17 protein-coding genes and 1 pseudogene are annotated in these 21,507 nt (G+C 62.5%); 8 read left to right on the top strand and 10 right to left on the bottom strand.

Going from position 1 to position 21,507, the window contains the following annotated elements; genetic code table 11:
* Positions 1-19 precede the first annotated feature (19 nt).
* From HHL22_RS05405 to HHL22_RS05380, 6 genes and pseudogenes are all read right to left on the bottom strand, one after another.
* A complete protein-coding gene (locus tag HHL22_RS05405; RefSeq protein WP_169529921.1) occupies positions 20-3,448 on the bottom strand; it encodes a methylmalonyl-CoA mutase family protein in 3,429 nt (1,142 codons plus the stop codon).
* 125 nt (positions 3,449-3,573) lie between these two features.
* The gene (locus HHL22_RS05400; protein WP_169529920.1) at positions 3,574-3,972 is read right to left on the bottom strand and encodes an SMI1/KNR4 family protein; all 399 of its coding nucleotides are present in this window, start codon (positions 3,970-3,972) and stop codon (positions 3,574-3,576) included.
* A 13-nt stretch (positions 3,973-3,985) separates the two neighbouring features.
* Positions 3,986-4,357: pseudogene (locus HHL22_RS05395) on the bottom strand (Uma2 family endonuclease); the annotation flags it as partial.
* 24 nt (positions 4,358-4,381) lie between these two features.
* Entirely contained in the window at positions 4,382-4,588 is a 207-nt protein-coding gene (locus tag HHL22_RS05390) for a hypothetical protein (protein WP_169529918.1), read from the bottom strand.
* Between the two features lie 57 nt (positions 4,589-4,645).
* Positions 4,646-5,524, bottom strand: a complete 879-nt coding sequence (locus HHL22_RS05385; RefSeq protein WP_169529917.1) for a carboxypeptidase-like regulatory domain-containing protein — start codon at positions 5,522-5,524, stop codon at positions 4,646-4,648.
* A 217-nt stretch (positions 5,525-5,741) separates the two neighbouring features.
* Positions 5,742-6,629 (bottom strand): carboxypeptidase-like regulatory domain-containing protein, encoded by an 888-nt coding sequence (locus HHL22_RS05380; RefSeq protein WP_169529916.1) that lies wholly within the window; start codon positions 6,627-6,629, stop codon positions 5,742-5,744.
* A 220-nt stretch (positions 6,630-6,849) separates the two neighbouring features.
* Here HHL22_RS05380 and HHL22_RS05375 point away from each other — a divergent pair, with 220 nt between their 5' ends.
* The gene (locus HHL22_RS05375) at positions 6,850-7,134 is read left to right on the top strand and encodes a TIGR03643 family protein (protein ID WP_169529915.1); all 285 of its coding nucleotides are present in this window, start codon (positions 6,850-6,852) and stop codon (positions 7,132-7,134) included.
* Positions 7,135-7,290: 156 nt separating this feature from the next.
* Here HHL22_RS05375 and HHL22_RS05370 read toward each other — a convergent pair whose 3' ends face one another.
* Positions 7,291-7,692, bottom strand: a complete 402-nt coding sequence (locus tag HHL22_RS05370; RefSeq protein WP_169529914.1) for a GlcG/HbpS family heme-binding protein — start codon at positions 7,690-7,692, stop codon at positions 7,291-7,293.
* Between the two features lie 353 nt (positions 7,693-8,045).
* Here HHL22_RS05370 and lepA point away from each other — a divergent pair, with 353 nt between their 5' ends.
* Positions 8,046-9,833: a translation elongation factor 4 gene (lepA, locus tag HHL22_RS05365; RefSeq protein WP_169530979.1), complete on the top strand. Its 1,788-nt coding sequence runs from the start codon at positions 8,046-8,048 to the stop codon at positions 9,831-9,833.
* Positions 9,834-9,890: 57 nt separating this feature from the next.
* On the opposite strand, the gene HHL22_RS05360 is transcribed toward lepA, so the two are convergent.
* Entirely contained in the window at positions 9,891-10,337 is a 447-nt protein-coding gene (locus tag HHL22_RS05360; protein WP_195809226.1) for a DUF5684 domain-containing protein, read from the bottom strand.
* Positions 10,338-10,512: 175 nt separating this feature from the next.
* Between HHL22_RS05360 and HHL22_RS05355 the strand changes: the two genes are divergently transcribed.
* The 6 genes from HHL22_RS05355 (at position 10,513) to HHL22_RS05330 (ending at position 18,317) form a co-directional block, all read left to right on the top strand.
* Positions 10,513-12,900 (top strand): mechanosensitive ion channel domain-containing protein, encoded by a 2,388-nt coding sequence (locus HHL22_RS05355; RefSeq protein WP_169529913.1) that lies wholly within the window; start codon positions 10,513-10,515, stop codon positions 12,898-12,900.
* A 168-nt stretch (positions 12,901-13,068) separates the two neighbouring features.
* Positions 13,069-13,968, top strand: a complete 900-nt coding sequence (locus HHL22_RS05350) for a bifunctional 5,10-methylenetetrahydrofolate dehydrogenase/5,10-methenyltetrahydrofolate cyclohydrolase (protein ID WP_169529912.1) — start codon at positions 13,069-13,071, stop codon at positions 13,966-13,968.
* 272 nt (positions 13,969-14,240) lie between these two features.
* A complete protein-coding gene (locus tag HHL22_RS05345; RefSeq protein ID WP_169530978.1) occupies positions 14,241-14,822 on the top strand; it encodes a 7-carboxy-7-deazaguanine synthase QueE in 582 nt (193 codons plus the stop codon).
* A gap of 257 nt (positions 14,823-15,079) precedes the next feature.
* Positions 15,080-17,026, top strand: a complete 1,947-nt coding sequence (locus tag HHL22_RS05340) for an OmpA family protein (RefSeq protein ID WP_169529911.1) — start codon at positions 15,080-15,082, stop codon at positions 17,024-17,026.
* Between the two features lie 657 nt (positions 17,027-17,683).
* Positions 17,684-18,049: a hypothetical protein gene (locus HHL22_RS05335; RefSeq protein ID WP_169529910.1), complete on the top strand. Its 366-nt coding sequence runs from the start codon at positions 17,684-17,686 to the stop codon at positions 18,047-18,049.
* A 76-nt stretch (positions 18,050-18,125) separates the two neighbouring features.
* On the top strand, positions 18,126-18,317 hold the full coding sequence (locus tag HHL22_RS05330) for a DUF4177 domain-containing protein (RefSeq protein ID WP_169529909.1): 192 nt from the start codon (positions 18,126-18,128) through the stop codon (positions 18,315-18,317).
* Between the two features lie 67 nt (positions 18,318-18,384).
* Here HHL22_RS05330 and HHL22_RS05325 read toward each other — a convergent pair whose 3' ends face one another.
* Both HHL22_RS05325 and mnmE read right to left on the bottom strand, forming a co-directional pair.
* The gene (locus tag HHL22_RS05325) at positions 18,385-19,680 is read right to left on the bottom strand and encodes a citrate synthase (protein ID WP_169529908.1); all 1,296 of its coding nucleotides are present in this window, start codon (positions 19,678-19,680) and stop codon (positions 18,385-18,387) included.
* A gap of 334 nt (positions 19,681-20,014) precedes the next feature.
* The gene (gene mnmE, locus HHL22_RS05320; RefSeq protein WP_169529907.1) at positions 20,015-21,412 is read right to left on the bottom strand and encodes a tRNA uridine-5-carboxymethylaminomethyl(34) synthesis GTPase MnmE; all 1,398 of its coding nucleotides are present in this window, start codon (positions 21,410-21,412) and stop codon (positions 20,015-20,017) included.
* Positions 21,413-21,507 lie beyond the last annotated feature (95 nt).

The following is a 21,507-nucleotide window of genomic DNA, read 5'->3' as shown; positions in this document are numbered from 1 at the left end:
TTGATACTATTAAATAGCATTACATATTCCGCCGATATTGCCCCCCCACCTCAAACAACGCCCGCGTAATCTGCCCTAGGGAGCACGTTTTCACCGTTTCCATCAGCTCGGCAAAGAGGTTGCCGTTCTGCACGGCTACTTGCTGCAACTGCTTCAACGCTAGCGGCGAAGCCTCCGCGTTGCGCTGATGCAGGGCGTCGAGCATGGTGATTTGGTACTGCTTTTCGGCCTCGGTGGCGCGGATTACCTCGGCGGGGATGATGGTGGGCGAGCCTTGCGAGGAGAGGAAGGTGTTGACGCCCACGATGGGATACTCGCCGGTGTGCTTCAGCATCTCGTAATGCAGGCTTTCCTCCTGAATTTTGCCGCGCTGGTACATGGTTTCCATCGCGCCGAGCACACCGCCGCGCTCGGTGAGGCGGTCAAATTCGAGCAGCACCGCTTCTTCTACCAGGTCGGTCAGCTCCTCGATAATGAAGGCGCCTTGCAGGGGGTTCTCGTTTTTGGCCAGGCCCAGCTCGCGGTTGATGATGAGCTGGATGGCCATGGCGCGGCGCACGCTTTCCTCGGTGGGGGTGGTGATGGCCTCGTCGTAGGCGTTGGTATGCAGCGAATTGCAGTTATCGTAGATAGCGTAGAGGGCCTGCAGCGTGGTGCGGATGTCGTTGAAGTCGATTTCCTGGGCGTGCAGCGAGCGGCCCGAGGTCTGGATGTGGTACTTCAGCATCTGGCTGCGGGCGTTGGCGCCGTACTTGAGCTTCAGGGCCTTGGCCCAGATGCGCCGCGCCACCCGCCCAATGACGGCGTACTCGGGGTCGATGCCGTTGGAGAAGAAGAACGAGAGGTTGGGGGCGAAGTCGTTGATGTGCATGCCCCGGCTCACGTAGTACTCTACGAAGGTGAAGCCGTTGGAGAGCGTGAGCGCCAGCTGGGTGATGGGGTTGGCCCCGGCCTCGGCAATGTGGTAGCCCGAGATGCTGACCGAGTAGAAGTTGCGCACCGCGTGCCGGATGAAATACTCCTGCACGTCGCCCATCAGGCGCAGGGCAAACTCGGTGCTGAAGATGCAGGTGTTCTGCGCCTGGTCTTCTTTGAGGATGTCGGCCTGCACCGTGCCGCGCACCTGCGTCAAAGTCCTGGCCTTGATGTCGTTGTAGACCTCGGCCGGCAGCACCTGGTCGCCGGTTACGCCCAGTAGTAGCAGGCCTAGGCCGTCGTTGCCTTCGGGCAGCTCGCCCTGGTAGCGGGGGCGGGGCTGGCCTAGGGCGGCGTAGATGGCGTCGATTTTGGCGTTTACCTCGGCTTCCAGGCCCTGCTCGTAGATGTACTTCTCGCAGTTCTGGTCGATGGCTGCGTTCATGAAAAACGCCGCCAGCGTGGCCGCCGGGCCGTTGATGGTCATGCTCACCGAGGTGGCGGGGGCGGTCAGGTCGAAGCCCGAGTATAGCTTCTTGGCGTCGTCGAGGCAGCAGATGCTCACGCCCGCGTTGCCAATCTTGCCGTAAATGTCGGGCCGGTGGTCGGGGTCCTCGCCGTAGAGCGTTACCGAGTCGAAGGCCGTGCTCAAACGCTTGGCGGGCAGGCCCTTGCTCACGTAGTGAAACCGTCTATTTGTCCGCTCCGGCCCGCCCTCGCCGGCGAACATGCGGGTGGGGTCTTCGCCCTCGCGCTTGAAGGGGAACACGCCCGCCGTGTAGGGAAACTCGCCGGGGAAGTTCTCCTGCATGGCCCAGCGCAGCCGGTCGCCCCAGCCGCGGTAGCGCGGCACGGCCACCTTGGGTATCTCGTTGCCCGACAGAGAGGTAGTGTGCGTCTTGACCCGAATTTCCTTGTCGCGCACCTTATACACGTACTCCGGGTTGCGGTAGTTCTGCAAGGTGGCGTCCCAGTTTTCCAGGATAACCTGCGCGTCGGCATCGAGCTGGCGCATAGCCTTGTCCTTCTCCTTGGTAAATTCGCCCACCATGCTCGCCGACGACTGCCGCGCGTCGCGGTAGTGCTCCTCCAGCTTGGCAAACGCCCCGGCCACTTCGGCCAGCTGCACCTGCTCGCGCACACGCTGGTCGTAGGCGCGGTTGCTCTCGGCAATCTCGGAGAGGTAGCGCGTGCGGCTCGGCGGGATGATGTAGACCTTTTCCGACTGCTCGGCGCTGGTTTCGAGGTGCGAGGTGAGCTGCACGCCGGTTTTCTCCTCTAGCACCGTCAGCACGGCCCGGTACAGGCGGTTCATGCCAGGGTCGTTGAACTGCGAGGCGATGGTGCCGAACACCGGCATCGCGTCCAGCGGTGCGTCCCAGCGCTGGTGGTTGCGCTGGTACTGCTTGCGCACGTCGCGCAGGGCGTCGAGGCCGCCGCGCTTGTCGAACTTGTTGAGCGCGATGACATCGGCAAAGTCCAGCATGTCAATCTTTTCCAGCTGGGTGGCCGCGCCGTACTCGGGCGTCATCACGTAGAGGCTGGCGTCGGAATGCTCGATTATCTCGGTGTCGCTCTGCCCGATGCCGCTGGTTTCCAAGATGATGAGGTCGAAGCCGGCGGCCCGCACCACGTCCACGGCGTCCTGCACGTAGCGGCTCAGGGCCAGGTTGCTCTGGCGCGTGGCCAGGCTGCGCATGTACACCCTAGGGCTGTTGATGGCGTTCATCCGGATGCGGTCGCCGAGCAGCGCCCCGCCGGTCTTGCGCTTGCTAGGGTCTACCGAGATGATGGCCAGCGTCTTGTCGGGGAAGTCGAGCAGGAAGCGCCGCACCAGCTCGTCTACCAGGCTCGACTTGCCCGCGCCGCCCGTGCCGGTGATGCCGAGGATAGGGGCGGGGGGAGTTTCTATTTTCTGGTTTCTGGTTTCTTGTTCGGGGCTGCTATTCGACGGTTGGAAATCGGCTGCCAGTTGGCCCTTCACCCGCTCAAACTCCGCTGGGAAGTTCTCCGCCGCCGAAATCAGCCGGCCCAGGTCGCGGGCGTTCTTGTCTTTAATGTGCGCGGCCTCGCCGTTGAGGTGCTCGCCGGTGGGGAAGTCGCTCTTTTCCAGCAGGTCGTTTATCATGCCCTGCAGCCCTAGGGCCCGGCCATCGTCGGGCGAGTAGATGCGGGTGATGCCGTACTGCATCAGCTCCTCAATCTCGGTGGGCAATATGACGCCGCCCCCGCCGCCAAACAGCTTGATGTGGCCCGCGCCCCGCTCGGCCAGCAGGTCGTGCATGTACTTGAAGTACTCGTTGTGGCCGCCCTGGTAGCTGGTGATGGCAATGGCCTGGGCATCTTCCTGAATGGCGCAGTCCACGATTTCCTGCACCGAGCGGTTGTGGCCCAGGTGAATCACCTCGGCGCCGCTGCTCTGGATGATGCGGCGCATGATGTTGATGGCGGCGTCGTGGCCGTCGAAGAGCGCCGCGGCCGTGACGATGCGGACGTGGTTCTTCGGCTTGTAGGGGGCGGGGGTGGGAAACATAGGGGAGGGGTAGGAGAGGGTAGGTTCCTCAACATGCCCCGCGCCCGGCCGGTTTCCCTGCGCCGTCCGCCAGGCAGTTGGGTACGGCAAAGGTACGGCGGGCCCCCTAGGGGTAGCCAGGGGCACTAGATGTTGTCACCAAATAGATTGCCTGCTTGCAAACGCTGCCAAAACGCAGGCCACGTTTGGCCTATAATAACAGGAGTTTCTTCGTCGTGGCCGATAAATGGGGTCACTACAAAATAGCCAGTGGCTTTTTCGATAGCCAGCGCCTCCCCACCACCGTTTGAACCTATCAAAAGATAGCCGGGATAAAATTCTGCGGCGTTATAGTCAAGGTTGGTCGCTATCAAATCAGTAGCTCCATAAAGATAGCTGCCGTCTATTCCTAAGTAGCTATAGTTGCAGTGGTCATGGATAATGTTATTAGAGAATATAAAAACTAGATAGTCGGAGGGTGGCGTAAAGTCAAGCGCTGCTAAAAGAGTTTGTTGTTTGGAAACGGAAAGGTGCTGGGCTGACATAGTGATTAAACAGCTACCGCAGCTTGCGCAAGTCCACCCGCAGGCCTGGCAGCACTGCCTCGCCTGCTAGCTCCCGGTTGAAGCCCTCCAGGGTTTCGTAGCCTTCCTGCCCGGCGCGGAAGATGTAGGCCCGCTCGTCGTCGCAGGAGAGCAGCCAGCCCAGCAGCGCTCCGTTTTGGCGGTATTCCTTCATTTTCTCCGGCAGCACCCGCAGCGAGTCGGTTTTCGAGCGCATCTCCACTACGAACTCCGGGCACACCTGGGCAAACTTGTCTTGCTGCGCGGCGGTCAGCGCGTTCCAACGCCCGGCCGACACCCAGGAGGCATCGGGCGAGCGCACGGCCCCGTTGGCCAGCGTGAAGCCGGCATTGGAGTCAGACACGAAGCTAGGTTCGTCGTGCCCGCTCCATCAAGCGTATAGTTGGCCGATGAGGCTGGCATTGCACCGGCCGGAGAGGGTGAACGTAGGGACCATAATCAGGATTTCGTGCTGGGCGTTGCGCTCAATGTGCCACTTACGATGCTGCTGGCAGAAGTCAAAGAACTCCGCCTCGCTCATGCGACTGATGTAGGGGTCGTCGAGCACCAGCGGCTCGTCCAGGGCAAAAGGATTCATAGCGGGAAGTGGCATTAGCTATATGGTAAGGTACGCCAGGTAGGTATCGCGGCAGCTTTAGTCGGGGCTAGCCGTTGTGATATACAGGCTTAGGTTAATCGGCTGCACCTTCCACTGGTCTTCCGACTTATCCCGGAATACCATGCGGTGCGTAGCCGACAAGGCCGCCGGAATGGAGACGCTGTACCAGTCTTGCTGCTTGGCCGGCTCGCCGGCGAGCCACTCCAGGGTTACGGCAATGCGGCGCTGCGGGCCCACGTTGATAGTATAGGGCTTGAGGTCGAGGTGGTGCCAGCTGGCGGCCGAATCAGCCACGGCAAATTGCACATCCTGGGTGAGGAGGCTGGCGGCTGGGTGGTCTTGGCTGTCGAGGGCCCGCACGTTGAGCCTAAAGCGCAGGTGCCGGAAGCTGCTTTGCCGGATGTACACATAGGCTTCCTCCACGAAGCTGTTGGGTTTTACCCCCAGGATGGCACCTACTTCGCGCCCCAGCTTGTTGGCGGGTTCTTTGTCGGCCTGCAGGTGGAAATTGTAAAATGTGAAGCCGCCTGACCCCTCGCGGCCCACGTTGCGGCGCTGCCAGGTATCGCCTCTCACCTGGACTTCTGCTAGCGCCTGGGGCTGGGGCGTCAGGGCCAACTCGTGCAGTTGGCGTAGGTCGGCCGCTAGTAGCCGGCGCGACTGGTAGCCCACGCACGAAACCACCACCGTATCGGTAGGCGCCGCGCCCACCCGCGCCAGCATAAAACTGCCTTGGGCGTCGGCCACAGTACCTAGGGGCCGGCCTACCACGCCCACCGAGGCATAGGGTATGGGCTGGCCACTCTGGTGGCTGAGCACCCGCAATGTAGGCGTGCCCGGCTGCTCCTGCTGGGCCACGGCGCCACCGATGCTCAGGCCTCCCACAAGTAGAAAATGGCTAAAACGAAAGTTCATAAAAAGTTTAGGCTGCCCCACGGTGGGGCTGGTTGGCTCAGGGAGCCCCTAGAGCTTGGCGAAGGTTGCAACGCGGCTACCACTGCCGCAGCCACTCAGCCCAAAATTTCGATGGCCATGCCGCACTGGCGCGCCACCCAAGACGCCGGACGTCCCTAGGCCCCGAAGATTAGCAGAACGTTAGCACCCTTGGCTGGGGTTGTAGCCCCTAGGCCCCTTAATCTGGACTAACCGTCGTAATATACAGGCTCAAATTTGCCAAGTGCACCTGCCAGTTGTCTTCGGACTTGTGGCGGAATACCAGGTGGTGAGTAGCTGAAAAAGCAGCTGGCATCACCACGCCGGGCCAGTCCCGCCAGGTGGCCGGCTTGCCTGGCCTGGGCTGGCCGGCGAGCCACTCCAGAGTCACCGCTACCCGTTTTGCGGCCCCAACATTTACGTTGTAGGGGCGCAAGTCAATATGCTGCCAGCCCCGCGCCGAGTCAGACAAAGCGAGCTGCACGTCCTGGGTGAGCAGGCTGGCGGCCGGGTGGTTGTCGGCATCCACGGCCCGCACGTTGAGCCGAAAACGCACCCGCTGAAACCGGTACTGGCTGATGAAAACGTGCGCGTCTTCCATCACGCTGCCCGGCCGCACGCGCAGAATAGCTCCGGCCTCGCGGCCGAGCCGGGCCGATGGAAGAGTATCGGCGCGGCTGTGAAAACTATACAGGACAGGTCCCCCGGCCGCCTCGCGGCCCACGCGGCGGCGCTTCCAGGTAGCGGCGCGCACCACCACTTCGCCCAGCGCCTGTGCCTGCGGCGTCAGCGCCAGCTCGGGTAGCTGTTGCAGGGCGGCCAGCGGCAGGCGGCGCGGCTGGTAGCCCACGCACGATACCTCCAGCGTATCGGTAGCCGCCGCGCCCGTTTGGGCGGGCTGGAAGCGGCCCTGCGCATCGGCTACGGTGCCTAGGGGCTTGCCGGGCACCCCCACCGAGGCGTAGGGCACAGACTGCTGGGTGCGGGCATCGACCACGCGCACGGAGGCAGGCAGCGCCTGGCCGAAGCCAGCTAGTTGGGCCGTGCCGAAGAAGCTAAGCAAGTAGTAAAGGAACGGGCGGCGCATAAAAAAGCCACCAGCTTTCCGGCTGGCTGCCTAACAGAGTGCCTAAGCAAGCCTAGGCGTTGCACGGCGGCAGCTATGGTAGCTTCCGCAAGGTTCACTTGCAGCCTTCTTGGCTCTCAGCTAAAACCATACTATACCGCCCTGACTGCGACTATGTAGGAGTTTCGCTGGTTACTATTACCCGAGCGTAATCACTTCGCCGGGCCAGCCCAACTACTATATGAAAGACACGCCACTGCCCGCGCAGGATATTGACCGCATCATCGAGAGGGCATGGGAAGACCGCACCCCGTTTGAAGCCATTTTTCTGCAATTCAGGCTATCGGAAGCGGAAGTTATCCAGCTCATGCGCCGCGAGCTGAAAGCCTCCTCCTGGTGGATGTGGCGGGCCAGGGTGCAGGGTCGCCCCACCAAGCACCAGGCTAAAAGCGCAGTCGATGACGCCCGCTTCAAGTCCAAGCTCCAGCAGAACATCACGCTCAACAAGATTTCCAAGCGGCGCTGAAGCAATGAAGCTGTTCTAGAAAAGCACATCCTGCGCATCTGACGTTTGCCTGCCGAAGCAGCCCTACCACGCCCCTAGGGTATCTTTTGGTAGAGCTGCTTCGGCAGGCAAACGGCAGATGCGCAGGACGTGCTGGTAGTTCTGCAGTGCCGACAGCTACTTCACCGCCTCCACGCCGGCCTGGGCTACGGTGTGGTCATTCTCCACCGAGTCGCCCGATACGCCGATGGCCCCGATAATCTTGCCGCTGGCGTCTTGGATGGGGAGGCCGCCGGGGAAGCTGATGAGGCCGCCGTTGGATACCTCAATCTGGTAGAGCGGGCCGCCGGGCTGGCTGGCTTTGCCCAGGTCGCCGGTGGGCATGTCGAAGTAGCGGGCGGTGCGGGCCTTCTTGATGGCAATGTCGATGGAGCCGAGCCAGGCATCCTCCATGCGGGCGAAGGCCTTGAGGTTGGCGCCTTCGTCCACGACGGCGATATTCATCTTCAGCTGTAGCTCCTGCGATTTTTGCAGCGCGGCCTGAATGGCGGCTTGCGCCTGCGCTAGGGTAATACCCATAGTACTAAAGGAATTGGGGTGGGAAAAGCATTCGGCTACCGTAGCCTAGCTATAGAAAGTACCATTCGGTCCGCCATTTAGTTTTTGAGGCTGCACAGTAAGCGAGTCCCAAACCCGAACTTCCGCGCCCCCTAGGGCCAGCCGGCAGGCCAGGCTGCTCAGCAGGCCCCCAGCTACGTAGGTAAGGCGAACAGCTAGCTAGCGCTAGACTAAGCGCTGTAGCGTTAGCAGCGGGCCGGGGCGGAACGTTACGCCCGGTTTGCCGGGTTATTCAGGCTCGGTGGGGATTATTCCCGCCTAGCTTTTGCCCCCGCGAATGCCTACCTTTGGGCTTGCGAAAAAACGCCCCCGAATTGAAGAATATCCGTAATTTCTGCATCATTGCCCACATCGACCACGGCAAAAGCACCCTGGCCGACCGGCTCCTGGAGTTCACGAGCACCGTGGCCAAGCGCGACATGCAGGCCCAGCTGCTCGACAACATGGACCTGGAGCGCGAGCGCGGCATCACCATCAAGAGCCACGCCATCCAGATGCAGTTTCCCTACAAAGGGGAAATCTACACGCTCAACCTGATTGATACCCCCGGCCACGTCGACTTCAGCTACGAGGTGAGCCGCAGCATTGCCGCCTGCGAGGGCGCGCTGCTTATCGTGGATGCCTCGCAGGGTATTGAGGCCCAGACGATTTCCAATCTCTACCTCGCCATCGGGGCCGACCTGGAAATCATTCCGGTGCTCAACAAGATTGACCTGCCCCACGCCATGCCCGAGGAGGTAACCGACGAGATAGTGGACCTCATTGGCTGCAAGCCGGAGGACATCATCCACGCCTCGGGCAAGGCCGGCATCGGCATCGAAAATATCCTAAACGCCATCTGCGACCGGATTCCGGCGCCCCAGGGCGACCCGGAGGCGCCGCTGCAAGCCCTGATTTTCGACTCGGTATTCAACTCCTACCGGGGCATTGAGGTGCTGTTTCGCATCAAGAACGGCACCATGTGCAAGGGCGACAAGCTGCGCTTCATGGCCACCGGCAAGGAGTACGGCGCCGACGAGATTGGGGTACTCAAGCTCAACCAGGAGGCCCGCCAGGAAATGAGCGCCGGCAACGTGGGCTACCTCATCTCGGGCATCAAGGAGGCCCGTGAGGTGAAGGTGGGCGACACCATCACCACCGTGGGCAACCCCACCCCGGAAGCCATCCAGGGCTTTGCCGACGTGAAGCCGATGGTATTTGCTGGCATCTACCCGGTCGATACCACCGAGTACGAGGAGCTGCGCAGCAGCATGGAGAAGCTGCAGCTCAATGACGCCTCGCTGGTGTGGGAGCCGGAAACGAGCGTGGCCCTAGGGTTCGGTTTCCGCTGCGGCTTTCTGGGCATGCTGCACATGGAAATCGTGCAGGAGCGCCTGGAGCGTGAGTTCAACATGACCGTGATTACCACCGTGCCGAGCGTGCAGTTTCACGCCGAGGGCACCAGGGGGCAGGAGCTGGTCATTAACGCGCCGAGCGAGATGCCCGAGCCCAACCTGATTAAGTTTATCGAGGAGCCCTACATCAAGGCCCAGATTATTACGGCCGCCGAGTACGTGGGGCCCATCATCACGCTCTGCATGGAGAAGCGCGGCCTCATCAAAGGCCAGAGCTACCTCACCAGCGAGCGGGTGGAAATGAACTTCGAGCTGCCGCTGTCGGAAATCGTGTTCGACTTCTTCGACAAGCTCAAAACCATCAGCCGCGGCTACGCCTCGCTCGACTACGAGCTGATTGGCTACCGCGAGTCGGACATGGTGAAGCTCGACGTGATGCTCAACGGCGAGAAGGTAGACGCCCTCTCGGCCATCGTGCACCGCTCGAAGAGCTACGACTGGGGCCGGCGCCTGTGCGAAAAGCTGCGCGAGCTGCTGCCCCGCCAGATGTTCGACATCGCCATTCAGGCCAGCATCGGCCAGAAGATTATCGCCCGCGAAACGGTGAAGGCTCTGCGTAAGAACGTGATTGCCAAGTGCTACGGCGGCGACATCTCGCGCAAGCGCAAGCTGCTCGAAAAGCAGAAGGAGGGCAAGAAGCGGATGCGCTCGGTTGGCTCGGTCGAGATTCCGCAGGAGGCCTTCCTGGCGGTGCTCAAGATTGACTAACGGCAAAAGGCCGGCTCCCCAGGCGGGGAGCCGGCCTTTTCGTTGCGTGGCCGGGGGCTAGTAGGTGGTGGGCGGCGGGCCGGCCGTGGGCACGTAGCCCCCGCTGCCGGCCGTGGCGCCGGGGCCCTCGCTAGGCCCTAGGTAGCGGGTAGCGGCATCGAAGCCCCACAGCGGAATGGCGATGAAGCCCAAGAAGATGATGAATAAGTAGTTGCCAATGCCAGTTTTACCGAAGGATTTAGCTAAGCCGATGTACAGCGTTATGGCCACGTACAGGTTGGCCAGCGGGACGAGAAATAGAATGAGCTGCCACATGGGTTTGCCCACGATTTCGAACATGACAATGACGTTGTAAATCGGAATGAGGGACGCCCAACCAGGCTTGCCAGCTTTTTCGAATAGCTTCCAGAGCCCGACGATAACGAGGACGAAGATGGCCATGTACACCAAAGCGCCTATTCCGCCAAAAATGCTGCCCATCATACCAGAGGATTGCTGTTCCATGAGTGTGAAAATGAAGAAGGTGAGGTAGAGAAATTGTGTTTGCCAAGATAGGAGGTTGGCAAACAGAAATTTAGTAGGTCACAAAAAAATAAATTTTCGCTTGTTAGTACCAGCAAAGGGTAGGGCAGCCAGGCTACTTGCAACCCAGCGCGGGCCTTGGCCTGCCTGGGCGTCATTGCTCAGAAGCTGCAGTAGGTGCTTTGGCCACGCTTGCCTGCTGTGGGCCCTGCTGGCGGCGGGCCCGGCCCTAGGGCAACGACTGGCCGCTAGCCGCCAGCCGCCCAAGGCGACCGCCGCGCCGGTGCTGCCCGACTCGCTGGCCCAGCGCTTCGAGCGGGCGTACTTTTTGCTGGGGCGCATCAACAACACGGTGCGGCGCAGCACCGATACCCAGGCGCTGAGCGAGGACCTGCCGGCCATTGAGGACAACCTCGTCACCATTCGCGAGAACTTCGAGCAGTACGGCGACGTGGTGGACGTGAAGCAACTGCAGATGTACCGCGTGCTGCTGGCCGACATGCAGGAGCAGTTGGGCAAGTGGCGCACCACCCTCTCGCAGGGCAGCCAGCAGCTGGCGGCCATGCAAACCCAGCTGGGCACCGTGCAAACGCTGCTGCCCCCGGCCCCGCCGACCGGGCCCGGCGTGCCGCCGCCCACCGCTGTGGGTCGGGCCCTCGCCCGCCTGCAAGCCAAATACGCCACCACGGCCCGCCTGCTGGCCGCCCGCCGCCAGGCCGTGACGGGCCTGCAAACGCGCGTATCGGAAAGCTACATTGCCGCGCTGGAGCTGCAAGACCAGGTGCGCGAGCAGTTTGGGCACTTCAACCGCCAGGACCGGAGCGCCGCGCTGCCGCCACTGTGGCGGCCGGGCAGCATCCGCGCCGACGATGCCACCCGCGACCTGGTCCGGCGCTCCTACGCCGCCCAGCGCGGGCTGATGGGCTATTACTTCACCGAGCACTGGGACTACTGGGTGTGGATGCTAGTGTTGGCCCTAGGGTTCTTTGGGTGGGTGTTTCGCACCTTTCGCCAGGTGCGCCAGCAAGTTGCCCTGGCGCCGGTGGCGGGCGCCCCGGCCGCCGAGCCGCTGGCGCTGCCGGCCCAGCGGCTGCGCTACCTGCGGCCGGTGCCGGTGGCGGCGGCCCTACTGGTGGTGTTCAGCCTGGCTCCGTTTTTCGACTTGCAGCCCCCGGCCGCTTACACCGACTTGCTGCAGCTGCTGCTGCTGGCTACGCTCACCTGGCTGGGTGGGCGCAGCTGGCCGCGCCCGCTGTTTCGGTTTTGGCTGGGCGTGGTGGCGCTGTTTTTGGCCCTCGCCTTTGCCTACGCCAACCGGGCGCCGGGCCTGGGCACGCGCTGGCTGATGCTGCTGCTCAACGGCGGCGCGGCCACCCTAGGGTGGCTGTTCTGGCGCTACCTGCGCCAAACCAAGCTGCTGGCGGCCTTTGTGCGGCCGGTGGCGCTGCTCTACGGAGGCCTGCACGTGCTGGCGGTGCTGGCCGGCGCGGCCGGCCGCGTGAGTTTGGCCAAGCTGCTCAGCACCACGGCCGGGGTGGCGCTCACGCAAGCCGTGGCCCTGTCGGCCTTCGTGCGCATCGTCACCGAGGCGTTTTTCTTGCAGGCCCAGCAAAGCCGGCTGGCGGGCGGCCTAAGTGGGCGCCTCAATTTTGGCCAGCTCGAAAGCGCCCTGCGCAAAGGCCTCACGGTGGTGGTGGGCGTGCTGTGGCTGATGCTGGTTTCCACCAATCTCAACCTTTATAATCTCTTCTACCGGCTCATCGAGCACGCGCTCACCGCTCCGCACCACCTGGGCACCACCACGTTTACCCTGGGCGGCGTGCTGCTGTTCGGGGGCATCATCTTGCTTACGGTGCAGGTGCAGAAATATATCGGCTACCTGTTTGGCGTCACCGACGACGAGTTTAGTGCCGATACGGGGCGCAAGGGCTCGTGGCTGGTAGTCATTAGGCTGGGCATTATTGTGGGGGGCCTGCTGTTGGCTACGGTGGCCTCGGGCCTGCCGGTCGATAAAATTGCCATTGTGCTGGGCGCCCTGGGCGTGGGTATCGGCCTAGGGCTCCAAAACATCATTAATAACTTGGTGTCGGGCGTTATCCTCATTTTCGAGCGGCCCTTCCAAGTAGGCGACTACATTGAGGTGAAGGGCCAGACGGGCCGCGTAAAGGACATCGGCATTCGGGCCAGCAAGCTTACTTCGCAGGCCGGTTCCGAAATTATCTTGCCCAACGGCGACCTGCTCAGCAACCACGTCATCAACTGGACGCTTAGCAACAACCATATCCGCACCGAGCTAGCTCTGGCCCTAGGCCCCGACATCGACCTGACCGAGGCCCGCCGCCTCATCAGCGAGGAGATTCTGGCCAACCCCAACACGCTGCACAAAATCGCCCCCGAAATCCTGCTCAGCGGCATCACCACCAGCGGCTACGACCTCAAGGTGCAGTTCTGGATAAACAACATCCGCCAGGAAGACGCCCTCAAAAGCGAGCTGCTGGCCGGCATCTACCAGCGCCTCACCACCGCCGGCATCGCCATGCGGTAGGCGCGGGTGGGGTACTAAAGAAAGCGCCCCGAGGTCGTCATTCCGAGCTTGCCGAGGAATCTCGCCCGCGCCGCCTAGGGTACCATTGTTCACCGACGCGAGCGAGATTCCTCGGCAAGCTCGGAATGACGTTCTGTTTAAGTGAAGTCTACTTACTATTTTCTCTCCATGCCCGAAAACGCCCCGCACCTCATCGATGGCAAGCAAATTGCCGAAGACATCAAAGTAGAAATTGCCGCCGAAGTAGCGCGCCTGAAGGCAGCCGGCCAGAAGGTACCGCACCTGGCCGCCATCCTGGTAGGCCACGACGGCGGCTCCGAAACCTACGTGCGCAACAAGGTGCTGGCCTGCGAGCGCGTGGGTTTTGGTAGCACCCTGCTGCGCTTTGAGGCCGACATCACCGAGGCCGCGCTGCTGGCCGAAGTGCAGCGCCTCAACGACGACCCCGAGATTGATGGCTTCATCGTGCAACTGCCGCTACCTAGGCACATCGACGCCGAAAAGGTTATCGAAACCATCCAGCCCGAGAAAGATGTGGACGGCTTTCACCCCACCAACCTGGGCCGCATGGTGGCCGGCCTACCCGCCCTGCTGCCCGCCACGCCCTCGGGCATCGTGGAGCTGCTGGCCCGCGCGGGCATTAAGACCAGCGGGCAGCACGCCGTGGTCATCGGGCGCTCCAACATTGTGGGCACGCCGGTTAGCATATTGCTGGCCAAGAACTTAGATACGGCCAACTGCACCGTTACCTTATGCCACTCGCGCACCAAAAATCTGCCCGAAGTAGTGCGGCAGGCCGACATTATCGTGGCTGCCATCGGCCGGCCCGAGTTCGTGACGGCCGACATGGTGAAGCCCGGCGCCGTAGTAATTGACGTGGGCACGACCCGCGTGACGGACGCCAACAAGAAAAGCGGCTACAGCCTAAAAGGCGACGTCAACTTCGCCGAGGTAGCCCCGCTGGCCTCGCGCATCACGCCCGTGCCCGGCGGCGTGGGCCCCATGACCATCGCAATGCTGCTGCTCAACACGCTGCGCGCAGCAAAGGGCGAGGTGTACCCCAAGTAACCCTAAGCCCCAGCTTGGTGAATCGCCACGCCGAAAAGCAGTGGCTATCGCGCTAGCAGCGGCCAACGATTCACCAAGCCAGAGCTTAGCTTCGCTGTCCTGCGGTTGGTGTTACAACCATTCGTAAATTTGAGCGGCCGGAACCCCCGGCCGCGCTCCGGGCGTTGACGCTAGTCGCGCCCGGTTTTTATTTGCTTATGTCCGTCGTTACCGATTTCCTCGCCGCCTTGCCCGTGCTTTCGTCGCCCGAAAGCACCAGCACCCTGCCCGTCATGGAGCAGTTCTATACCATTCAGGGCGAAGGGTTTAATACCGGCCGGGCGGCCTACTTCATTCGCCTGGGGGGCTGCGACGTGGGCTGCGTGTGGTGCGACGTGAAGGAGTCGTGGGACGCCGAGGCGCACCCCAGGCTAGCCGTGTCCGACCTGGTGGCCGCCGCCCGCCAGCACCCCGGCCGCCACGTGGTCATCACCGGCGGCGAGCCGCTGATGCACGATTGCGGCCCCCTCACGCGGGCGCTGCAGGCGGCCGGCTTCCAAACCTGGATTGAAACCAGCGGCGCGCACCCGCTCTCGGGCAATTGGGACTGGATATGCGTGTCGCCCAAGAAGTTCAAGGCCCCGCGGCCCGACGTGCTGGCCCACGCCGACGAGCTGAAAATCATCGTCTTCAACGACAGCGACTTCAAATGGGCCGAGGAGCACGTAGCGCTGGTGCCAAGCACCACGCGCCTCTACCTGCAGCCCGAGTGGAGCCGCGCCGCCCGCATGACGCCCGCCCTCATCGACTACGTGAAGGCAAACCCGCGCTGGCAGGTATCGCTGCAAACCCATAAATACCTGGATATTCCCTAGGGGCTCAGGCTATTAAAATAGTAAAGGAACGTCATGCTGAGCTTGCCGAAGCATCTCTACCGCGCCGCCTAGGGGGTCGTTCGGTAGAGATGCTTCGGCAAGCTCAGCATGACCGCTTTTTGTTTTGCTAGCCCACCCACATCCCCCAACCAGCCAACACGAGCTTGCACGATGCGGGGAAAAAGTGCGTTTTAGCCAAGCCAGGGGCCTAGGGCCGGCTTCGCTCGGAAGCCTGGCTGCTACCTTAGCGGCTATATATGACGCATCGATTTCTGCTTTCGGCCGGCTTGCTGCTGGCGCTCGCCGCGGCTCCGGCGCTGGCCCAGCAGGCGCCCGCCAGTATCACCGACGGCAAGGCCCGCAGCCTCTACGAGAAGGCCCAGAACCTGTATTACCGCGACCGGCAGCCCCAGCAGGCCCTAGCCGTGTGGCAGGAGCTGACCACCAAATACCCCGACCTGGGCGAGCCCTACCTGCGCAAAGGCTCGCTGCAACTCATGCTGGGCGACAACGCCGGCGCCTTCGAGTCGCTGAAGCAGGGGCTGAGCAAGCTGCCCGTGGAGCCCGCTCGCGCCCCCGACTACATGGCCCTGGGCAAGCTGGCCGCCCGCACCGGCGACTACGCCACGCTGCGCCTGGCTTTCACTAATTTTCTGCAAACTCAGCCCCGCCGGCCCGACGATATTGCCTTCGCCAAGCTGCAACTGGCCAACTGCGACTTTGCCGCCCAGGCCCTGGCGCACCCCACCGGCGCGGCCCCCGAGCTGCTGCCCGCGCCCCTCAACCAGTACCGCGACCAGTACTTCCCGGTGCTGACGGCCGACAATCGCTTCCTCATCTTCACGGTGCGCCAAAGCCCCGAAAAAGTGGGCCAAGAAAACGAGGACGTGCTCATCAGCACCGTGGCGGCTGACGGAGCCTTTGGCGTGCCCCAGTCCATTTCGCCCGTCATCAACTCGCGCGACAACGAGGGCGCGGCCACCATCTCGGGCGACGGCCAGACACTGGTCTTCACCAGCTGCGGGCGGCCCGGCGGTCAGGGCTCGTGCGACCTCTACATCTCGCGCCGCCGCGGCAACGTGTGGTCGGCGCCGCGCAACCTGGGGGCGCTGGTCAACTCGCGCGGCTGGGACTCGCAGCCCTCGCTCTCGGCCGATGGGCGCACGCTGTACTTTGCCAGCAGCCGCGCCGGGGGCCTGGGGGGCATGGACGTGTGGGTGACCACCCTAGGGCCCGACGACACCTGGACGGTCCCGCGCAACCTGGGGCCCACCATCAACACGCCCCGCGACGACTACTCGCCCTTCATTCACGCCAGCGGCACCACGCTCTACGTGGTGAGCGAGGGCCGCCCCGGCATGGGCGGCGCCGACGTGTACCGCGCCACCCAGGATGCCAAGGGCCAGTGGCAAACGCCTACTAACCTGGGCTATCCGCTCAATACCTTCGCCAACGAGGCCTCCATTTTCGTCGGCTCCGACAACCGGCGCGTGTACTGCACCCGCACCCAGCTGCCGCAGGGCAACCAGCCCAGCAGCATCCGCCTCTACGGCAGCGAGGCGCCCGCCAGCGCCCGCGCCGCCGAAACCAGCACTTACGCCCAGGGCCGCGTGTTCGACGCCGTGACTAAAAAGCCGCTCAACGCCGTAGTGCAGCTCTTCGACCTGGGCACCAACGCCCTCAGCCAGCAGGTGCAGTCCGACGCCGAAACCGGCCAGTACACGGCCGTGCTTAACGAGGGCCGCGCCTACGCCATGTACGCCAGCGCCCCCGGCTACCTGCTCAAAAGCCTCAGCTTCGACTACTCAGGCCAGCAGAAGTTCGACCCGCTGACCCTTGATATTTACCTCGACCCGGCCAAGAGCGGCCGTAGCGCGGTGCTCAACAACCTATTCTTCGACTCCAACCAGGCCGTGCTCAAGCCGCGCTCGCGCACCGAGCTAGACCGCCTGGTGGAGTTTCTGCGCCAGGACCCCAGCCTGCGCGTAGAGGTGGCCGGCTACACCGACAACGTGGGTACGCCCGCCGCCAACCTTACCCTGAGCCAGCGCCGCGCCCAGGCCGTACTCACGTACCTGGCCGGCCACGGCATTGCCGCCACCCGCCTGCGCGCCCACGGCTACGGCGAAACCAAGCCCCTCACCGCCAACGACTCGGAAGCCAGCCGCGCCCAAAACCGCCGCATCGAGCTGCGCATTCTCTAGCTGCGTTCTGCGCAGTTACAAGCCAGCCCCCGGCGCGCCATTTGGCTATGCCGGGAGCTGGCTTTTTAGCGCGGTTGCGAGAGTATTGTATATCTCAGGACTCGCGGCGTCTATGGTACAAGTAGCCCGGCTTAGACCTTATCCAAGCTGGGCAGCCAAGGCAAAGTACTCGCCTAGCTGGGGTGGCTGACGCCTAGCGGGTGGCTCGCTGAAGAAACCCTAGGGTGGTTGCGCAGTCTAACGCGCGGCTAAAGGCCGTTGCCAGGCCATTTGGCGGGCGGATTTATAAGTAATCAGGCAACTTAAACCAATACTTTAACTAGGTGCTTGAGCGTTGCTAATTACTTAAAGTGAGGCTTTAAGGAGGTAAAAATATAATTGTGTTTTTTGAATAAAATGAAATAGAAAGTTAAGGGGATATGATAAAGCCTAAGTAAAGAAGCTGTTTTTTTATTTAAAATAAACAACTGATAATCAAGAGTTGAAAAAATTAAAGTAAAACACTTCGGTCCAAAAAATGCTAAAACGACCGGTTTTTATGCAAGCTGAAAAAGTCGCGTATGTTTGGAACAAGCCAAGCCGCCAGGGGCCGTAAGGTGCCCGGCCGGGCTTCTTAGACAAGCCATTTTTTCACTTCACCCTACTTTTTTAGTACCCATGCATCTCTTGCTCACTACCGCCTGCCTCGTAGCCAGCCTTACCACCAGCGCCCCCGCCCAGGGCCCCGATGTGCTCTACTCCAAAGCCATTCAGGTGCGGGCCACTACGCTTACCCAGGCGCTGGCCCACCGCATCCACTTCAACGAGGGCCAGTACCTGCGCGTGAAGCAGCTGCACCTGCGCTACCTCAACGAGCGCCAGGAGCTGGAGCTGTCGATGGCCGGCGCCCCCGTGGCCGACCGCGACGCCCAGCTGGCCGCCGCCCAGCTGCGCTACGAGCAGGAGCTGAGCGACCTGCTGCACCCCAGCCAGCGCCTGGCCTACCGCCAGTTGCGCGCTAACCTCACCGCCCACCAGCTGTAGCACGTAATGCGGGGCAGCTGCCGCCGATGTAGCCAGTGCCCTATATCGGCGGCAATTATCCGCAGCGCGCTTTCCCATGAAAAATTTTGAATACCTACTGCTGGAAACGAACAGCGGCATTTTTAAGGGCGTCGATTATAAGGAGCTGACCAGCCAGCTCAACCGCCTGGGCGGCGCGGGCTGGGAGGTCGTATCGACGGTCAGCCTCACGGCCAATGGCCAAACTACCAGCTTGCTTACCACACTCAAGCGGGAGCTGTCGGCGTAGCTCAGAAACCCAAAAAAAGCCAGCCCACCGTGCGGTGGGCTGGCTTTTTTGCTGCCGGGCGGCGCGCTTACTTGCGCTCAGCCATCGGCGTGTAGTCGCGCTCGGTGGCGCCCACGTAAATCTGGCGTGGGCGGCCGATGGGCTCCTTGTTTTCGCGCATTTCCTTCCACTGGGCAATCCAGCCGGGCAGGCGCCCTAAGGCAAACATGACCGTGAACATCTCGGTGGGGATGCCGAGCGCCTTGTAGATGATGCCCGAGTAGAAGTCCACGTTCGGGTACAGCTTGCGGTCGATGAAGTACTGGTCGGTGAGGGCGGCTTGCTCCAGCTCGGTTGCGATTTTGAGCAGCGGGCTATCCTGCATGCCCAGGGCTTGCAGCACCTCGTCGGCGGCTTTTTTGATGATTTTGGCCCTAGGGTCGAAGTTCTTGTACACGCGGTGACCGAAGCCCATCAGGCGGAAGCCGCTGTTCTTATCCTTGGCCTGGGCAATGAACTTGCTAGTATCGCCGCCGTCTTTTTCGATGGCTTCCAGCATCTCAATCACCTCCTGGTTGGCGCCGCCGTGCAGCGGGCCCCACAGCGCATTGATGCCCGCCGATACTGAGCCGTAGAGGCTGGCGTTGCTGCTGCCTACCAGGCGCACGGTGCTCGTCGAGCAGTTTTGCTCGTGGTCGGCGTGCAGGATGAGCAGTTTATTCAAGGCGCTCACAATCACCGGGTTGATGTCGTACTTCTCGGTGGGGAAGCTAAACATCATGTACAGGAAATTGGCGCAGTAGTCGAGGTCGTTGCGCGGGTAGTTGAGCGGGTGGCCCATCGCGTTCTTGTAGGTCCAGGCCGCGATGGTGCTCATCTTAGCCATCAGGCGCACGATGGTCAGGTCGATGTCGGCCGCGCTCTGGTTGGGCTTGAGGCTTTCGGGGTAGAAGCCGGTGAGCACGCACACCAGGCTGCTGAGAATGGCCATTGGGTGCGTAGCCGAGGGGAAGCCGTCAAAAATCTTGCGGATGTCCTCGTGCACCAGCGTGTGCTTGGTAATGTGCCCGGCAAAGTCGCTGAGCTGGGCCTCGGTGGGCAGCTCGCCGTAAATCAGTAGGTAGGCTACTTCCAGGAAGCTCGACTTTTCGGCCAGCTGCTCGATGGGGTAGCCCCGGTAGCGCAGAATGCCCTCCTCGCCGTCGAGGAAGGTGATGGCGCTTTTGCAGGCGCCGGTGTTTTTATAGCCTGAGTCGAGGGTGACGTAGCCAGTCGCATCGCGCAGCTTGCCGATGTCGAAGGATTTCTCGTGCTCGGTGCCTTCGAAGACGGGCAAGGAAATGGACTTGCCGTCCGGCAGGTTAAGTTCAGCAGTTTCTGCCATTGGAGTTGGGTAGGATAGGGATGTAAAGAGCTGCCTAAGCCGGCGCGAATCTACAGACCGCAGATTTAACGGATTTAACGGATTTCGCGGATACGCCGCTGCCGCGGCTGGCTACGCGGGAGCGTGGGCATGTTGGGAGCCTAAAAGTAAGTTGACTAAGTGAACTAAGTAGTAGCATAACAACCTGCCCGGCCAATTAGGCTACGCACTCACAAAAACTTTTTGTCAGCCGCTGCCCGGCCGCGCCCCTAGGCCTGCCCCAGTGCCCACCCGCGTAGTCAGCCACCGCAGCAGGCGTATCCCCGAAATCCGTTAAATCCGTTAAATCTGCGGTCTATTTACCGATGCAGAACTGGGTGAAGATGCTGGTAAGTATGTCGTCGGTAGATATTTCGCCCGTGATGGAGCCTAGGGCTGCTAGTGCGTGGCGCAGGTCGGCAGCCAGCAGCTCGGTGCCGCGGCCCACGGCCAGGCCCTGGCGCACGGCGTCAAGGTAGCCTAGGGCTTCTTCCAAAGCGCGGGCGTGGCGCACGTTGGTAACGATGGTGGCCGCGCCGGTGCCGGCCAGGCCTGCCCCGCGCACCTGCGCCAGCAGCGCCGCTTGCAGCTCTTCCAGGCCGGCGCGCGGGCCCGCCGCAATCAGGGCCAGGGGATAGGCCCCAGCAAACGAGTCGGCAAAGGCGGCCAGTTGGGCGGGGCTGGCCAGGTCGCGCTTGTTGCCCACGGCCAGCACGGGCAGCTGGGGCAGGCTGGCCGTGAGCGCCGCAATGTCGGCCTGCACGTCGGCCGGCGTCAACTCGCTGAGGTCGAACAAATACAGCAGTAGGGCCGCCTGGCCGATGCGCTCGCGGGTGCGCCGCACGCCGATGGCCTCTACCTCGTCGGCGGGATTGTCGCGTAGGCCGGCCGTGTCCACGAAGCGGAAGCGCAGGCCGTCCAGGCTCACCTCGTCCTCGATAAAGTCGCGCGTGGTGCCCGGAATGGCCGATACAATGGCCCGCTCCTCGCGCAGCAGGGCGTTGAGCAGGGTTGATTTGCCAGCATTGGGGCGCCCGGCGATGACGGTGGTGATGCCGTTTTTGATGGCGTTGCCCAGCTCGAACGAGCGCAGCAAGCCCGCCACCACGCCGCGCACCTCGGCCAGCAGCTGCCCTAGGCCCGTGCGGTCGGCAAACTCCACGTCCTCCTCGCCAAAATCTAGCTCCAACTCCAGCAGCGCCGCAAACTGCACCAGCCGGGCCCGCAGCCCGCGCAGCTCGTCGGAGAAGCCACCCCGCAGCTGCTGCAGCGCCACCTGGTGGCTCAGGGCCGAGTCGGCGGCGATGAGGTCGGCCACGGCCTCGGCCTGCGCCAAGTCCAGCGCCCCGTTCAAAAAGGCGCGCTTGGTGAACTCGCCCGCCTCGGCCAGGCGCGCGCCCTGCCGCAGCAGCGCCGCGATGATGCGCGCGGCCACGTAGTCGGAGCCGTGGCCGGAAATCTCCACCACGTCCTCGCGCGTGTAGGAGCGCGGCGCCCGGTACAGGGCCACCACCACCTCGTCCAGGATTTCGCCGCTGCCCGGCTCGCGCAGCGTGCCGTAGTGCAGCGTGTGGCCAGGCTGCTCAGCCAGGCGGCGCATCGAAAACAGCGCCTGCGTCGCTGCCACGGCCCTAGGCCCCGAGAGGCGCACCACGGCCAGCGCGCCCGCGCCGGGCGGGGTCGAAAGAGCGACTATCGTATCACTGATTAGCACGGATTTAAGCGAATTGCACGGATTTTGTGGACGATTGCTAGCTGTACCGGCTTGGATGGGTGGCTAGTTATACAGGCGACCAGGTAATAATTTGA

The organism is Hymenobacter polaris, from assembly GCF_012927305.1.
Lineage (GTDB): Bacteria > Bacteroidota > Bacteroidia > Cytophagales > Hymenobacteraceae > Hymenobacter > Hymenobacter polaris.
Note: the sequence above shows the minus strand (reverse complement) of the source record. Positions and strands in the feature narration are given on the sequence as shown.

Bases quoted from the DNA above. Each gene is read 5' to 3' on its own strand.
- HHL22_RS05405 (WP_169529921.1), bottom strand. From the start codon at position 3,448: ATGTTTCCCACCCCCGCCCCCTACAAGCCGAAGAACCACGTCCGCATC.
- HHL22_RS05400 (WP_169529920.1), bottom strand. From the start codon at position 3,972: ATGTCAGCCCAGCACCTTTCCGTTTCCAAACAACAAACTCTTTTAGCA.
- HHL22_RS05390 (WP_169529918.1), bottom strand. From the start codon at position 4,588: ATGAATCCTTTTGCCCTGGACGAGCCGCTGGTGCTCGACGACCCCTAC.
- HHL22_RS05385 (WP_169529917.1), bottom strand. From the start codon at position 5,524: ATGAACTTTCGTTTTAGCCATTTTCTACTTGTGGGAGGCCTGAGCATC.
- HHL22_RS05380 (WP_169529916.1), bottom strand. From the start codon at position 6,629: ATGCGCCGCCCGTTCCTTTACTACTTGCTTAGCTTCTTCGGCACGGCC.
- HHL22_RS05375 (WP_169529915.1), top strand. From the start codon at position 6,850: ATGAAAGACACGCCACTGCCCGCGCAGGATATTGACCGCATCATCGAG.
- HHL22_RS05370 (WP_169529914.1), bottom strand. From the start codon at position 7,692: ATGGGTATTACCCTAGCGCAGGCGCAAGCCGCCATTCAGGCCGCGCTG.
- HHL22_RS05360 (WP_195809226.1), bottom strand. From the start codon at position 10,337: ATGGAACAGCAATCCTCTGGTATGATGGGCAGCATTTTTGGCGGAATA.
- HHL22_RS05350 (WP_169529912.1), top strand. From the start codon at position 13,069: ATGCCCGAAAACGCCCCGCACCTCATCGATGGCAAGCAAATTGCCGAA.
- HHL22_RS05345 (WP_169530978.1), top strand. From the start codon at position 14,241: ATGGAGCAGTTCTATACCATTCAGGGCGAAGGGTTTAATACCGGCCGG.
- HHL22_RS05340 (WP_169529911.1), top strand. From the start codon at position 15,080: ATGACGCATCGATTTCTGCTTTCGGCCGGCTTGCTGCTGGCGCTCGCC.
- HHL22_RS05335 (WP_169529910.1), top strand. From the start codon at position 17,684: ATGCATCTCTTGCTCACTACCGCCTGCCTCGTAGCCAGCCTTACCACC.
- HHL22_RS05330 (WP_169529909.1), top strand. From the start codon at position 18,126: ATGAAAAATTTTGAATACCTACTGCTGGAAACGAACAGCGGCATTTTT.
- HHL22_RS05325 (WP_169529908.1), bottom strand. From the start codon at position 19,680: ATGGCAGAAACTGCTGAACTTAACCTGCCGGACGGCAAGTCCATTTCC.